The 14,268-nt window shown below is 65.4% G+C and carries 18 protein-coding genes; 7 read left to right on the top strand and 11 right to left on the bottom strand.

The window, feature by feature from the left end; all coding sequences use genetic code 11:
* Positions 1-352: 352 nt before the first annotated feature.
* Positions 353-589, bottom strand: a complete 237-nt coding sequence (locus tag AB7C87_RS11670; RefSeq protein ID WP_369729637.1) for a glutathione S-transferase N-terminal domain-containing protein — start codon at positions 587-589, stop codon at positions 353-355.
* Positions 590-685: 96 nt separating this feature from the next.
* On the opposite strand from AB7C87_RS11670, the gene AB7C87_RS11665 reads away from it, so the two are divergent.
* Together AB7C87_RS11665 and AB7C87_RS11660 are read left to right on the top strand one after the other, a co-directional pair.
* The gene (locus AB7C87_RS11665) at positions 686-1,702 is read left to right on the top strand and encodes a Gfo/Idh/MocA family protein (RefSeq protein WP_369729636.1); all 1,017 of its coding nucleotides are present in this window, start codon (positions 686-688) and stop codon (positions 1,700-1,702) included.
* Between the two features lie 417 nt (positions 1,703-2,119).
* Positions 2,120-2,335: a hypothetical protein gene (locus tag AB7C87_RS11660; protein WP_149081294.1), complete on the top strand. Its 216-nt coding sequence runs from the start codon at positions 2,120-2,122 to the stop codon at positions 2,333-2,335.
* A gap of 75 nt (positions 2,336-2,410) precedes the next feature.
* Here AB7C87_RS11660 and gvpM read toward each other — a convergent pair whose 3' ends face one another.
* The 9 genes from gvpM to AB7C87_RS11615 form a co-directional block, all read right to left on the bottom strand.
* Positions 2,411-2,737, bottom strand: a complete 327-nt coding sequence (gene gvpM, locus AB7C87_RS11655; RefSeq protein WP_369729635.1) for a gas vesicle protein GvpM — start codon at positions 2,735-2,737, stop codon at positions 2,411-2,413.
* Positions 2,734-3,666, bottom strand: coding sequence for a gas vesicle protein GvpL (gene gvpL / locus AB7C87_RS11650; RefSeq protein WP_369729634.1), 933 nt, complete (start codon positions 3,664-3,666; stop codon positions 2,734-2,736). Before gvpL ends, gvpM begins: the two co-directional genes overlap by 4 nt.
* Positions 3,663-4,007, bottom strand: coding sequence for a gas vesicle protein K (locus AB7C87_RS11645; RefSeq protein WP_369729632.1), 345 nt, complete (start codon positions 4,005-4,007; stop codon positions 3,663-3,665). The genes gvpL and AB7C87_RS11645 overlap by 4 nt, the downstream gene beginning before the upstream one ends.
* Positions 4,004-4,633, bottom strand: a complete 630-nt coding sequence (gene gvpJ / locus AB7C87_RS11640) for a gas vesicle protein GvpJ (RefSeq protein WP_369729731.1) — start codon at positions 4,631-4,633, stop codon at positions 4,004-4,006. The genes AB7C87_RS11645 and gvpJ overlap by 4 nt, the downstream gene beginning before the upstream one ends.
* A gap of 173 nt (positions 4,634-4,806) precedes the next feature.
* Positions 4,807-5,703: a hypothetical protein gene (locus tag AB7C87_RS11635; RefSeq protein ID WP_369729631.1), complete on the bottom strand. Its 897-nt coding sequence runs from the start codon at positions 5,701-5,703 to the stop codon at positions 4,807-4,809.
* On the bottom strand, positions 5,696-6,406 hold the full coding sequence (locus tag AB7C87_RS11630) for a DUF7127 family protein (RefSeq protein WP_369729630.1): 711 nt from the start codon (positions 6,404-6,406) through the stop codon (positions 5,696-5,698). The genes AB7C87_RS11635 and AB7C87_RS11630 overlap by 8 nt, the downstream gene beginning before the upstream one ends.
* A complete protein-coding gene (gene gvpF / locus AB7C87_RS11625) occupies positions 6,406-6,660 on the bottom strand; it encodes a gas vesicle protein GvpF (RefSeq protein ID WP_369729629.1) in 255 nt (84 codons plus the stop codon). Before gvpF ends, AB7C87_RS11630 begins: the two co-directional genes overlap by 1 nt.
* A gap of 2 nt (positions 6,661-6,662) precedes the next feature.
* Positions 6,663-7,286: a GvpL/GvpF family gas vesicle protein gene (locus tag AB7C87_RS11620; RefSeq protein WP_369729730.1), complete on the bottom strand. Its 624-nt coding sequence runs from the start codon at positions 7,284-7,286 to the stop codon at positions 6,663-6,665.
* A 410-nt stretch (positions 7,287-7,696) separates the two neighbouring features.
* Positions 7,697-8,098, bottom strand: a complete 402-nt coding sequence (locus tag AB7C87_RS11615; protein ID WP_369729628.1) for an SPW repeat domain-containing protein — start codon at positions 8,096-8,098, stop codon at positions 7,697-7,699.
* Between the two features lie 340 nt (positions 8,099-8,438).
* Between AB7C87_RS11615 and gvpA the strand changes: the two genes are divergently transcribed.
* Genes gvpA through gvpO form a run of 3 tightly spaced genes read left to right on the top strand, consistent with a single transcriptional unit; the run spans position 8,439 to position 10,303 of the window.
* Positions 8,439-8,726: a gas vesicle protein GvpA gene (gene gvpA, locus AB7C87_RS11610; protein ID WP_149081285.1), complete on the top strand. Its 288-nt coding sequence runs from the start codon at positions 8,439-8,441 to the stop codon at positions 8,724-8,726.
* 5 nt (positions 8,727-8,731) lie between these two features.
* A complete protein-coding gene (gvpN, locus tag AB7C87_RS11605) occupies positions 8,732-9,748 on the top strand; it encodes a gas vesicle protein GvpN (RefSeq protein ID WP_369729627.1) in 1,017 nt (338 codons plus the stop codon).
* Between the two features lie 9 nt (positions 9,749-9,757).
* Positions 9,758-10,303 (top strand): gas vesicle protein GvpO, halophile-type, encoded by a 546-nt coding sequence (gvpO, locus tag AB7C87_RS11600; protein WP_369729626.1) that lies wholly within the window; start codon positions 9,758-9,760, stop codon positions 10,301-10,303.
* Between the two features lie 194 nt (positions 10,304-10,497).
* On the opposite strand, the gene AB7C87_RS11595 is transcribed toward gvpO, so the two are convergent.
* Positions 10,498-10,872: a CBS domain-containing protein gene (locus AB7C87_RS11595; protein WP_369729625.1), complete on the bottom strand. Its 375-nt coding sequence runs from the start codon at positions 10,870-10,872 to the stop codon at positions 10,498-10,500.
* A gap of 126 nt (positions 10,873-10,998) precedes the next feature.
* Here AB7C87_RS11595 and AB7C87_RS11590 point away from each other — a divergent pair, with 126 nt between their 5' ends.
* Together AB7C87_RS11590 and mutS are read left to right on the top strand one after the other, a co-directional pair.
* On the top strand, positions 10,999-11,331 hold the full coding sequence (locus AB7C87_RS11590) for a CHY zinc finger protein (RefSeq protein ID WP_369729624.1): 333 nt from the start codon (positions 10,999-11,001) through the stop codon (positions 11,329-11,331).
* 80 nt (positions 11,332-11,411) lie between these two features.
* Positions 11,412-14,246 (top strand): DNA mismatch repair protein MutS, encoded by a 2,835-nt coding sequence (mutS, locus tag AB7C87_RS11585; protein WP_369729623.1) that lies wholly within the window; start codon positions 11,412-11,414, stop codon positions 14,244-14,246.
* Positions 14,247-14,268 lie beyond the last annotated feature (22 nt).

Here is a 14,268-nt window from a genome sequence, read left to right as displayed (position 1 = left end):
GAAGCGGGGGCGAGTCCACTTCCGAGCGATCCGGGCACGAACGCACGCAATCGGCTGGTCAGCGCGGTGATGTCTGAGCCGAACGCATACCCGGCGGGGCCTTTTCATCCCCGCACGTGTTCCGTTGGCAGAGACTCACATTGTTATGCGGACGGTTGGCAGACAGTAGCAATCGTCCACCGTCAGCAGGGGGCGTGTAACACTCGTATAGCACGATGCTACGAATCGGTTGGGGCGGCGTTCGAATCGATAGCGTCGAACTATCGCCAACCGTTATCGGTAGACTGCGGCCGTGCTCGATAGCCGACGATCGAGCGGGTAGACTCGATTTCGAAGCACGACGTTCGGTTCCTCAAGCGAGCGTCCGATCGACGTACTCGAGGATGTTTTCTGACTCCGCCATCGTGACGCCGTGTTCCTCGTCGACGAGTACCGGGACGGCGCGTTGTCCGGAAACGCGTTTGACCTGGTCTCTACCGGAGTGAAGCGCGGGAACCCACTCGTACTCGTAGTCGACGTCGATTTCGTCGAGTCGATCGGTGACGGCTTCGCAGTACGGACAGCCCTCGAGGGCGTAGATCGTGACCATCGTACTCCGTCGTTGTTCACCCGGTCGGAAAGCGATATGGGTGCGAATTGTGATAGGTTCCGGTACGTACAGGCGGTTCGAGATGGTGTCGTCGATATGGACGGATCCCGTTCGACCGCGCCGCTTCGAATCGGTATCGTTGGACTCGGATATATCGGAACCACCGTCGGCGGCCAGTTTCACACCAACCCGGACGCGACGGTGAGCGCCCTCTGTGATCTCGACGCCGACGCCCTCGCGACGACCGGGCAGGCATTCGACGTCCCGGGAGAGCGCCAGTATACCGACTACGACGATCTGCTCGAGGAGGAAGCGAGCGAGCTGGACGCGGTGTTGATCGGAACGCCACACACCCTCCACTACGAGCAGATCGTCGCCGCACTCGAGTACGATCTCCACGTCTACTGTGATAAGCCCCTGACGACCGACCTCGCGGACGCACGCGACGTCGTGAACCGCCTCGAGCGAAGCGATCGGACGCTGATGGTCGGCTACCAGCGCCACCTCCAGGCGGCGTTCCGGACGGCACGCGAGCGCTTCGCCGACCACGAGCCAACCTGGCTGACCGCGACTATCACCCAGGACTGGATCGACTTCTCGAGCGGGACGTGGCGTCTCGATCCCGACCGCTCCGGCGGCGGGTTCCTCTACGATACGGGAAGTCACGTCTTAGACGGCGTACTCTGGACGACGGGTCTCGAACCCGAGTCGGTCGCCGCGAGCATGGAGTTTGAGGACGACGACCGACGGGTCGATCGGCGGGCGCACCTCGACGTCCGGTTTACGAACGGCGCTACGGGGACGTTCTCGTTCAACGGCGACGCGCCGTCGGTCCGCGAACACATCCACCTCTGGGACGACGACGGGGCGGTGTACCTCGAGGGGACCCAGTGGGGCTCGCGCGAGGTCTTCGAAATCGACGCCGACGCGAGCGAGTTCTCCCCCTACATCGATTCCCGTCGCGATCCGTCTCGCGCTGACGCCTTCGTCGAAAGCGTTCTCGAGGGGACGGAGCCGCCGGCGACCGCTCGAGACGCACTCCAGGTGACGGCTCTAACCGAAGCCGCCTACGAGGCGGCTCGAACGGGCGAGCGGATCGCCGTCGATCGATAGCTCGAACGCGGGATGAGTGTGACGAGCGGTCTTACCGGGTCCCACCCCACCGCCGCCCGGAATCCAGTCGACGTCGATCCTCACGACGGCCATCGCAGCGGAGACGGTCAGTATCTCGTTCCTGTCGGTCGCTCACACGATGAGAACCGGTAAGCGACCCCTTACGCGCCGTATTTCGGTCAGCCAGCGCCGTTCGCCCGGAATATCTCGATCGAATCCGAATCCGTTGTGAGCCCGCTCCTGTCCCCGGGGTAACCGATAATTACCTCCCGATCTGACCCCGAACGCGCGACGTATTGCACGCGAGTGTGTGTTAAGTTAGCACGACCTCTAAACCACCGGTAATACCGCCGTAGAACCGGTTGCCGCACCGTTACAAGCCGGATAACTACAACCGGTGGTGCCTATCCGTCAGGTATGATCACCTGCACAAACTGCGATACCCCCCAGTTCCTGCAGATCACCCAGAGCCGCATCTACTTCGAGAACGGCGAGGTGATAAACGAGATATCCGAGACCTACGAGTGTACGCTCTGTGGGTCGACCGGACAGTACGTTTACGACGACGACCGGGACGAGGAGGTGGTCTCCGGCGACGTCGAACTCACGACCGAACGTCCGAAGTTCGCGTGACCGTCGATCGGGTCGTGGAGAGACTCCCCACGCCACCGTCAGGAACCAGCGGGGTATCGCCGGCGCCCGATCCGTTCACGAATCATCCGACCTCTGCCCTCCGTTCGACCTGTGCTTTCCGATCGTTTCGCGTTCGCTCGACTGCCCGGATCTATCCTCGCTCGAGCGCCGCGGCGCATGCTGTCGACGGGTGATCGGGGACCGACGCCGTTCGACGTCCCACTCCTCGAAGAGACCGTACTCGGTCATCGTCTTCATGCCGGCGATCGCCGCGGTGAGTTTGATCCCCACGAGCGGGACGTCGGCGACTGAAACGATCACGTCCGCCCGGAGAACCGCGCCGTCTCTGAGCAGAACATCGAGCACGTCGACGAGCGCCTCGTCGTCTTTTCTCGGTTTCATCGTTGTGATGGGCCGGTCGATTCGCCGCCCAACTCCGGCGCGAACGTGTACGGCGGCCACGGTCCAGTGAACCTGACCTCGAGTCCGTCGGTCGAGGCCACCTCCTCGAGAACCGAGCCGATCGCGCCCTCGTCGTCTTCGTGGGCGAGCAGGGTGAGTCGACAAAGCGTTTCACCGCCGTCGCTGTCGGCCGTTTCCTCGTCACCGTCCGCCGTCACGTCGTCCGAGAGCGACGCGGTAGGCGAGCGCTCGAGGGGGTGTACTTCCCGTGTATGGGCCTCGAGGCGCTCCGTCACGTCGGTCGAAATCGATTCCCGACGGGCCGCGCGTAACTCCCCGAGGCGCTGATCGAACTGCTTTTCGAGTAGATACGCCGTCCCCTCACCGGCGTCGTCGATTCTGTCGGCGAGTTCGCGAAGTCGATCGTCGCGCTCGACCAACGCGTCGTCGCCGATCGGATCGGTCTCGACGACCTCGACTCGGTACTCCCAGTGACCTGCGAGTCCCGAGAGCGCCTGCTCGAGGGTTTCGGACTCCTCGCGGAGCCAGGCGCGGACGGCCTCGTCGTCGCCACGGAGGATCGTGTCGAACTGGAACGGGACCGGGGTGCCAAACGCCTCGCCCGCTCGGTCGACGACCAACTGGTGGCGAACGAGCCAGCGTCTGATCTGCTCTATATCCGACGAGTCGTAGAGGCCGCCACAAGCGTGGACGACGGCGCCGACGCCGTTCTCGACGACGACCGATACCGGCTCGTCGTCGACGCCTGCCGACTCGAGGGATGCGTCTTCTTCGGCCCGGACGAGACAGTAGAGATACCGTCCCTCGTCGATCGCCGGCGGCCCATCGGCTTCGCTTCCGACGGAAGGGGACTGTCGATTCTGGGCGTTCGGATCCGTGGATCGATCGGTTACGCCGTCGTCGGTCACTCGCGTTCACCTCCGAACACGGAGTACCCGGGTGCCGACACGGCGCCGGCATCGCCACGAAGTTGCTCGATCGCGTCCGAGACGAGGCCGTCGAGGTCGCCGTGGAGGTCCTCGACGCTCTCCTCGATCCCCTCGTCGCGTTTGAGCTGGTCGATCTCGGCTTCGATCCGCGCGAGTTGACTTCCGAGACGCTCGATCTCCTCGTCGGTGAGCGAACCCGACTCCATGCGTCGAACCGCCTCGCGTTCCAGGGCGGCGATCAGAATCTCCACGACGGTGACGACGAGGGTGACGAGCCCGTCGCGTGCGTCCTCGCCGTCGCCGACGTCGATCTGGGTCACGTCTTCCCCTCCGTCTCCGCCGTGGGCTCTTCACCCGACTCCTCTCCCGTGGATTCGTCCGCCTCATCTTCCCCCGCGTTCGAGTCGTCTCGCCCATCTGACTCGTCGCTATCGCCGTCTCCGCCGATCATCTCGAGGCCGCCGCTCGTCGGCCGCTCGGGGTCCGGTCGCGCGCCGAGGTGTTCGGTTCCGCGATCCGGCGGCTCGAAGCTCACGTCCTCGCCGCGGTTCTCGTCATCGTCGGTCGCCTCCTCTGCGTTCTCGCTCGAGTCGGATTCGTCCTCGATCCGCGTCTCGTCTGCGTACCGCTCGTCGGGCGTGACGTTTACGCCCCTCGTCGCGTCGATCGGGGGCCTCGGCCGCTCCATCTCGGCGAGTTCGGGGTCGCCGGCCGCCGCCGCAACCCGGCGCATGTCCGTTCCCTCGGGGAACTCGAGGCCATACTTGGCCGCGGTTTCGAACGAAGCGATCGCGGCTCGGACCTGGACCCCGAGCAGCTGTGTGTCGCCGATAGAGACGGCGATATCAGCGTTGATGACGATTCCCTTGTCGAGTAACATCTCGACGACCTCGGCGAGGTCCGTCTTCTGCCGACTCGGCTGGAAGTCATCGACCACGCCGACCACCTCCCAGGTTCGCCGTCTCGTCGACGAAGCGCACCGGCGGGCATCGGCCGTCCGCGACTCGGCCGCCGTCTCGGGCGACGCCACTGGCGTCCGCACCCCGCCTCGTGGGTCGCGGGGAGCGATCGGTCGTTTTTCGTACGATGCATTCGGCTCGAGTCTGTCGTCGTGGTGGATCAGTCATCGTCGTTTCTCCGTTTCTTTCGCTCGCGCTCGAAGCGCTGTCCGTAAATCCGCGTCCGGCTAGGTGCGGTCGAGAGCCGAACGGATTGGGGAACCGTCGCGTGTTTGACGCCGCTTCCGACGGCCGCTCGCTCGGTCGGCATCGTCGAGACCGCCGTCGGATTTCGCGAGTTTGCGCTGGTGTCTCGACGGCGCATCTTCTCGCGGTTGAACTCGTACAGGCGTTCGAACTTCGCGTGGGTCTCGAGCAACGCCCCGCGGAACGCGTCGATCCCCTCCATCGCACCCTGCTGGATGGCGACCTGGTAGGCCTCCGGATCCTCCATCACGTCGATGTCGCCGAGTGCGTCCGACGGGTCGGCGTCGTCGAAGAGGTCGCCGTCTCCGCCGATTCCGCCCTCGTCCGTCACGCCCGAGGCCGCCTGCTCGAGGATGCCCGCGTCGTCACCGTCGTCCGCCAGATCGTCGACCGCGTCCTCGAATTCACGGCCCTCCGCTACGATCGAGCCCAGATCGGCCGCATTCCAGGCCGACAACAGATCGACCGCTCGAACGAGTTCGTCGAAATCGACGAGTTCACCGAGTCCCTCGTCGTCGTCCGCGAGCACCTCTGGAATCTCGCCTATTTCGATCGCCTCGAGCAGATCGTCTCCGTCGACGGCCTCGGGGAGGTCGTCGAGGTCGATCGCCTCGATTAGCTCTCCCGCCTCCGCCGCGGCGGTCGCGAGCGTCTCCAGGTCGCCCACAGTCGACTCGAGCGCGTCACCCTCGAGGTCCTCGAGGGCGTCGACGTCGGCGAGGCGCTCGGCGACCGCCTCGAGACGTTCGGTTCCCTCCTCGAGGAGTGAGCCGAACTCGTCTCGGCCCTCGGTCGCGGACGACTCACTCATCGTCGACCTCCGTATCGTCCGTCCCGTCGCCACCCGCGTTGTCCGCCCCGTCGATCCCGACGCCATCCGTCTCGTCGTCTCCTGTGTCGTCGGTTCCCTCGCCTGCTGTCTCGCCGGCTTCGGCGTCCTCTCTGTCGCCGGTCTCCTCGCCGGACCGTGGCTCGACGCGAACCGTGAGAACGCCGTTTCTGATCCCCGCCTCGGCCGTGTGGTCGGTCCAGGGAACTTCGACGCGGTCGAGTTCGCGACCCGCGAGCCCGACGACGAGCGCGGCTCCTTCGAACCCGACAGTCACGTCGTCGGCGTCGGCGTCACCGACGTCAGCCGTCACCAGCAGTTCGTCCTCGTATCGACGCGTCGCCACGGAGGGGCGACTCGAGGAACGCGTTCGAGTGCGTTTTCGCCGCGATTCGTGATCGTGCGGATCGCGAGGGGTCCCCGTCGGCCTGTCGCCAGCGAGTGACCCTCGCTTCGGCCGTGGCTCGTCGTCCACCACGTCGTCGCCGCGACGGACCGAGAGGTCGACGTCGAACACCGACCGCCCGCTCCGCCTGCGCTCCGACGTCGAGAGGTCCTCGAGGCCCTCGAGCGCCGACAACAAACTCTCCAGCCAGTGGTCGTCGTCTCCGTCCGCGCGGTTGCGTTCGGTCTCGTCGTCCGATCCGCCGGGTCGGTCATCCGGGTCGTGATCGTCGTCGGTCATCAGGATTTCACCTCCACGCGACCGCTCGCGAGCCGTTCGTGGACCTCGCGTGCGATCTCGAGTTCGTCCTCCAGTTCCGCTTTTCGTCGTCGATACTTCTCCTCGGATCGTTCGCCGAGTTCGTACAACAACTGGTTTTCCTTGAGTTCGTCCTCGAGGCCGTCGACGTCGTACAGTTCGTCGAGAGCGATCGTGTGGATCGCGTCGACGATGCCGACGAACGGCCGAAACAGGAGGTCGTCGAGGACGAACATGGTTATCGCTGGGCTCCGATGGTGACGTCGACGAAGCTGTACGGCGCGAACGGACCCGTGTAGCTGACGATGAGGTCGTCTTCGCCTTCTTCGAGTCGAGCGATCGCCTCGTCGAACGCCTCGCGGTCCTCGCGGTCGAGGAGGTACGAGCGGTTCAGGACGAGACGGTCGCTGAACAGGTCGTTCGCGACGGACTGTGCGGCGATCGGCTCGAGTTCGTCGGCGATTCGTTCCGCGACGGCGTCGGTGTCGACGTCGGCGTCCTCCTCGCGGACGATCTTGACGCCGAGTTCGACGCGCCCCTCGACGTCGTTCAACGCGCGCCTGAACGCCGGGAGTGCACCCCTGAGGACGTTCTTCAGCGCCCGATCGCTCTCGAAGGCCATGCCGAACTGCATCGGCACGACCGCTCGGCCGTCTCCGTCGTTCATGATCCGTCGAAGCACCTCGTCGTGGCGTGTGGCGTCCTCGTCGGTCTCCTCGGGATCGGTGGTGTCGATGTCGGAGACGACCGCCCCGAGTCGGCGGTGTGAGATCGTGTAGACGACGTTCGCGCCGCCGACGGCGTCCGCTTCGAACTCGACGGGATCGCCCCGGACGACCCCGTAGACGTACCGGTTGGTCACCGGGAACGCACCCCGGTCGTCGCGTGCTGTTCGGCGCCCGCCTCGAGGCGTCTGGGTAGTGTCCGTATCATAGCGTGTAGCCTGGAGACCGCACCCGCGGGTCTCGAGGAACTCGTCGGCGAAGATTCGACGGCGTGGCGGGTGTTCGTACTGCTTGCAGTCGCAGTCTCCGTTTCCGGCCAAATCGAGGACTGCAACACCGAGTCGGCGGTTGGCCTCGAGCGGAAATCACCGGGATGGTGACGAGCGAGGCTCTCGTACGGACTGCTATGAGTCCGTCCCGGTCGATCGCGAACCGACGGGCAACGGTCGATCGCAACACGACAGCCACCGTCCGGTCGTGAACCGATTGGTCTCGTTCGATCACGAAACGGCGGCCGACGACCGTCGATCGGTCTCCCCGGACCGTCTCACGAGGAGACGTCCGCGGTCGTTTGCCCCGCTTCCTGGCTCGAGCCGTAGATGCTTACCATCGCGAGCACAGCGACGAGCACGCCGAGAACGACGGTGGCCCAGAACAACAGCCCCTGCCCGACGCCGAGGACGAACGGGGAGGCGATCGCCCACAACCCCGCCAGGACGACGACGGCCGGAGCGGCGAAACGCGGGAGTCGCCCACCAGACGGAACCGCCGCGGTGTACGCCGCCGCGATCGCGACGATCGCACCGACGATCACGTTGTTGAGGATGATCCACCCGGAGCCGGTAAAGAACACGCCCGAGATCAAGAGCAGAAAGCCGAGTCCGGCGGCGAGTCCGGCCGTTCGCTGTGCTGTCGGCGACGTTCCGTCGGCCGGCGTCCGATCGCTCATACCACCGATACGACGCGGGTCGGACTAAAACTGGTGCAGGCAGATCTCGGGTCCCTTTCGTACGGTACTCGAGTGCGAACGTGGGTCGGGTTTGGATCTCGATTGGAGCCGGGTCGACTGGAGCCGGGCCGGACCTCGATTGGAGTCGAACCTGAATCCCGAACTCGAGGTGGCATTCGACGGAATCCGGCCGGGTGAATCACGGTCGAACTGACAGAGTGCGGGCGACCCGGCTCGTAGTGAGAAAAGCGCGGGTGACCGGCTCGTCGTCGGAGTGCAATCGGCTTGCAGTCGCAGTGCAAGCCGTGTTACGAGCAGGTCGTGAACGATCGCACGTCTCATGGCACAACCACAGCGCAGACCAGATTCCTCGAGTCTCGCGGAAGTACTCGACCGAATCCTGGACAAGGGCGTCGTTATCGACATCTGGGCTCGCGTCTCCGTCGTCGGGATCGAACTCCTGACGGTCGAAGCACGGGTCGTCGTCGCGAGCGTCGACACCTTCCTCCACTACGCGGAGGAGATCGCAAAAATTGAGCAAGCCACCGCCGAGGGCGAACTCGAGGAACTCGAGGAACTCGAGGTCGAGCGCCGACCCGAATCCTCACCCCAGTCCGCCTCAGAGTAACCCCGATGGCGGACGACTCCTCGCGCAAGCGGACGGTTCGCGGTCGAAAGATCAGGTCCGATCGCGAGCAAAAGTCGGGACGTCGAGCGAAAAAAGAGCTCACACGACGGGCCGCGAGCGTCGGCGATCGAAACGGCGACAGTCCGCTCGCCGACCCGGAAACGGTCGTCCCGGAGCCGTTCGTCGAGACCGACGCGGTCACGTCGCTTCGGGATCGGATCGGTGGCTGGCTCGAGGCGGATCAGCCGGTCCACCTGCTCGGCCCGACGGGCTGTGGCAAGACGGCGCTCGCGCTGTCTGTGGCGGCCGAACGCGGTCGACCGGTCGTGTGGCTCAACGGCGACGAGGCCGTCGATACGGCGGCGCTCGTCGGCGACCACGCCGGCGGCGAACGATACAAAGAGGACGACCGCTTCGTCGGCGGCGTCAGCAAGCAGACCGAAATCGTCCGCGAACGCTGGGTCGACAACCCCCTCTCCGTGGCGGTTCGAGAGGGTGCGACGCTCGTCTACAACGAGTTCTCGCGTAGCGACCCGGCGGCACACAACGTCCTGTTGTCTGTGTTCGAGGAGGGCGTCCTCGAGCGACCGGGCAAACGCGGCGAGGGTCGATCGATCGACGTCCACCCCGAGTTCCGGGCGATCGTCACGTCCAACGACGTCGAGTACGCGGGCGTCCACGACCAACAGGACGCGTTGCTCGACCGGTTCGTCGGCGTTCACGTCGAGTACTACGACGAGGAGACCGAACGCGAAATTGTCGCCTCGCACGTCGACCTTCTGGCCGACGACGTCGACGCGATCGTCGAGACCACACGAGCGCTTCGCGACGACCTCGAGATCGTCGTCGGAACGCGGGCGGCGATCACCGCGGCGAAGGGGATGACGGTATTCGACGGCGACGATGGAACGGGAGACGACGAGCTATTGACGGACGTCTTCACGGACGTCCTCGCGCCGAAGATCGCCGGGACAGACGACGACATCGAGGAGCTACGAGCGAGCATCGACGACACAATCTAACGTTTAGCCATGGCAGAAGCCGACACCCAGGGATCGACCGACCAGTGCAAGGCGCTCACAGCGGACGGCGAGCGCTGTTCGCGGCCGGCCACCGATGACGGCTTTTGCTACCAACACGACGAGAGTGATCCGACCGTGAGTGATAGTCAAACAGTCGACGAAGGCGAACAGGAACAGCAAGGTTCAGAGACCGAAGGTGACAGTCGAAGCCGGGAACTCGGCGCCGACATGACCGCCGAGGAGAAGACGGATCCCGACTCGATCGACGCCGAGGACGTCGATGCAGACGAGAAGATCGAGGGCGTCCTCGCCGTTCGACGGACCGTCCAGTCGAGTGCGGGCGACCTCATCGGCCGGGAGTTCGACGCGGTCAGCGAGATCGTTCCGACCGACGACGGCTGGCTCGCGACCGTCGAAGTCGTCGAACGACGGTCGGTTCCCGACACCCAGGACATCATCGGCCGCTACGAGGTCGAACTCGACGACGGCGCGACCGTCCACGGCTACCGGCGACTCGATCGCTACCGTCGCGGAGATACGACCGCATTCGAGTAGCGTCCTCGCGTCGGTTCCGGCGGATGGTTTCAGACGAGGCGGTTCATGCGGTTTGCTGTACCGATTTACCGCACGACCGCATCTGAGGCGTAGTTTCGCCAGAACTGACGGACACCGGACCGTACCAGTGACGACTCCTCGAGGCCGGCGAACAGCGAAGCGTAGGAGGTGGCGGTATCTCGCTCTCCCGACTGTTAGGAGAGGTGAGCCGTAACGTCGGTCGAGGAGACCATCCCGACGTAGTCGTCGTCGACGACCGGCAAGTGTTTGATCCCGTAGGTGGTCATCATCGCGGCGACTTCCTCCATGTAGAGATCCGGGGTGGCGGTCTCGACGTCGGTCGTCATCACGTCGCCGACCTCGAGGTCCGAGACGTTCCGTCCGTCGGCGACGGCATCGAGCACGTCCGTACTGCTGATTATCGCTCGAGGCGTCGTCTGAACGACCAGCGCGTTGATGTCTTTCTCGCGCATCCGCTGGGTGGCTTCCATGACGGTGGCATCCGACGAAATCGTCTCGAGTGGCGTCGACATTACGTCTTCGACGGTGACCCTCTCGGGAGAACTCATATCACCACGAACGGATGCGATCGTTATGGTACTTTCCGTCGCCCCGTCAGGTCTCCGGCGCAGTGCGCTTCTGGGCCGATCGTCCGGACCACAACGCCGAAGCCAGCGCTCCCCGAACTCGAATACGTGTCCGATCCGACCATCCGCGGCGTCGACGTCGACTCGGCGACGCGGTGTGCCCACTACCACACCGACCGCGACGTCGTCGCCTTCAAGTTCGCTTGCTGTGAGACGTACGTTCCCTGTTTTCGGTGCCATCAGGAGGTGACGGATCATCGGGCCCGGCCGTGGCCTCGAGACCGTTTCGACGAGCCGTCGGTGCGCTGTGGCGTCTGCGAGAGCGAGTTCTCCGTTCCCGAATACCTCGAGGCGGAGTACCGATGTCCCTCCTGCAGGGCGGCGTTCAATCCGGGCTGTGGTGCCCACGCCGAGTTGTACTTCGAGACGGACACTGGGTAAGGAAACCCCCGATCGATCGGACGCCGGTCCATCGGCGTGATCCAGCAAGCTATTTCCGCATTCGGCGGCGGCATTCGGGTATGGATCCGGCGCTTGGCCCTCCCGAGGAGATGGCCGAGAAACGAGACGAGTTGACGCCGATGATGCGTCAGTACCACGACCTTTGTGCCCGGTACGACGACGCGCTCGTGCTCTTTCAGGTCGGCGACTTCTACGAGACGTTCTGTGGCGCCGCCGAGCGGACCGCGCGCCTGCTCGAGATCGCCCTGACTAGCCGCGAGGACAGCACCGGCGAGTACCCCATGTCCGGCATCCCGATCGACAACGCCGAGTCGTACATCGAGACCCTACTCGAGGCCGGCTACCGGGTTGCCGTCGCAGACCAAGTCGAAGAGCCCGGCGAAACCTCGGGTGTCGTCGACCGCGCGGTCACGCGCGTGATCACCCCCGGAACGCTCACGGAGGACGAACTCCTCTCGAGCGACGACAACAACTTCGTCGCCGCGCTCGCTCGAGGCGACGGAACGACGGGCTGCGACAGGAACCGGCCGGCCGAGGACGACCGCCTCGCGATCGCCGTCCTCGACGTCTCGACCGGCGACTTCCTCGCGACCAGTTCACGTTCGACCGAAGCCATCGCGGACGAACTCGGCCGTTTTCATCCCGCGGAGGCCGTCCTCGGCCCGGACGCACCACGGGAGGTCCTTCCCGAGGAGTGTATGGTCACCCCGTTCGACCGCGAGGCGTTCGACCGTGACCGCGCCGGCGACCTCCTCTCGCGGTACTACGGCCACCCCGACCGACTGCTCGCAGACGACGCCGAAATCCGCGCCTGCGGCGCCCTCCTCGCGTACGCGGAGTACGTCCGCGGTGGGGAACACGCCGCAAGCGGCGGGAACGACGACGCCGAACCTACCGTCGAGCCAGCCGACCCCGACGACCGCAACCGCCTCGAGTATCTGACCCACCTCACGCGGTACGATCCCCGCGAGTACCTCCTGCTGGACGCGGTCGCCCTGCGGAGCCTCGAGCTGTTCGAGCCGCGGACCATCCACGGCCGCGAGGACGCGACGCTCGTCGGCGCACTCGACGAGACCGCGAGCGCACTCGGCGGCCGAAAACTGCGTGACTGGCTCCGTCGGCCGTTGCTCGAGCCTGACCGGATCGAGTCGCGCCTCGACGCCGTCGAGGAACTCACCGGCGCGGTACAGACCAGAGAGGAACTCCACGACCGCCTCCGGGACGTCTACGACCTGGAGCGACTGATCGGCCGGATCTCGCGCGAACGGGCGAACGCCCGCGATCTGCGCTCACTTTGCGATACCCTGGCAGTCGTTCCCGAGATTCGCGAGCGCCTCGCGGACGCCGACTGCGATCGGCTCCGGCGCCTTCACGAGGACCTCGATCCGCTGGTCGACGTCCGCGAGGCGATCGACGACGCGATCGCCGCGGATCCGCCGATCGAGATCACCGAGGGCGACATTATCGCCGACGGCTACGACGAGCACCTCGACGGCCTGCGCTCGACCGCCCGGGACGGCAAACAGTGGATCGACGACCTGGAAGCGCGCGAGTGCGAGCGCACCGGGATCGGCTCGCTGAAAGTCGGCTACAACTCGGTTCACGGCTACTACATCGAGGTGACGAACCCCAACCTCGAGTCGGTCCCCGACGACTACGAGCGCCGACAGACGTTGAAAAACTCCGAACGGTTCGTCACGCCGGAACTGAAACGCCGCGAGGACGAGATCGTCGGCGCCGAGGAGCGCGCGGACGAACGCGAGTACGAACTCTTCTGTGAACTCCGTCGCGACGTCGCCGACGAAGTCGAACGCGTCCAGGCGCTGGCCGACGCGGTCGCGACCCTCGATGCGTTCGTCGCGCTCGCGACCGCCGCCGCGGAGTACGACTACTGTCGGCCGGAGATACTCGAGTCGGCCGACACCGGAGGAAGCGAGGAGCGGACGAACGAACGGGACCCGATTGGCACCGTCAACGGAGACGACGAAGCGGATTCCGCCCGGGAAACCGGCCTCGAGATCGATATCGAGGGCGGTCGCCACCCGGTCGTCGAGCGCACGCAGGAATCGTTCGTGCCGAACGACGCGCGCTTCGCCGACGATCAGCGGCTCGCGATCATCACGGGCCCGAACATGTCCGGAAAGTCGACGTACATGCGTCAGGTGGCCCAGATCGTCCTGCTCGCACAGGTCGGCAGTTTCGTCCCCGCCCGGTCGGCCAGGGTCACGCCGGTCGAACGCATCTTCACCCGCGTCGGCGCGAGCGACGATATCGCCGGTGGACGCTCGACGTTCATGGTCGAGATGGACGAACTCGCGACGATTCTGCGCGAGGCCGACGAGCGCTCGCTGGTCTTACTCGACGAGGTCGGCCGAGGAACGTCGACGGCTGACGGCCTCGCCATCGCGCGAGCGATCACCGAACACGTCCACGACGAGGTCGGTGCGACGACGCTGTTTGCGACCCACCACCATCCGCTGACGGAACTCGCCGAGGACCTCGAGGCGGCGTTTACGCTCCACTTCGAGGTCGAGGGGGTCGACGGCGAGGTCGTCTTTCACCACGAGATCGCCCCGGGTTCGGCGACCGGCTCCTACGGGGTCGAGGTCGCGACCGTCGCGGGGGTCCCCGAGACGGTCGTCGAACGATCGCGCGAACTGGCCGATGAGGCGGCAAACGGGATCGGTGGGACGGCTCGAGCGGTCGACGAAGCTGAACGAGCGTCCGCGCCCCGAGATCCCGCAGATGCAACCGACACGTCGCCAGCTACGGCGGACGGTGGTGACGACCCGACCGATATCGCGGCGGAGCTACGGGCACTCGATCTGGGCCACCTCACGCCGGTCGAGGCGTTGACGGAACTCGATCGATTGAAACGCATGCTCGAGGAGTAGTCGCATACTCGAGGAGTCGTCC

Source organism: Natrarchaeobius versutus, from assembly GCF_041205745.1.
Lineage (GTDB): Archaea > Halobacteriota > Halobacteria > Halobacteriales > Natrialbaceae > Natrarchaeobius > Natrarchaeobius versutus.
Note: the sequence above shows the minus strand (reverse complement) of the source record. Positions and strands in the feature narration are given on the sequence as shown.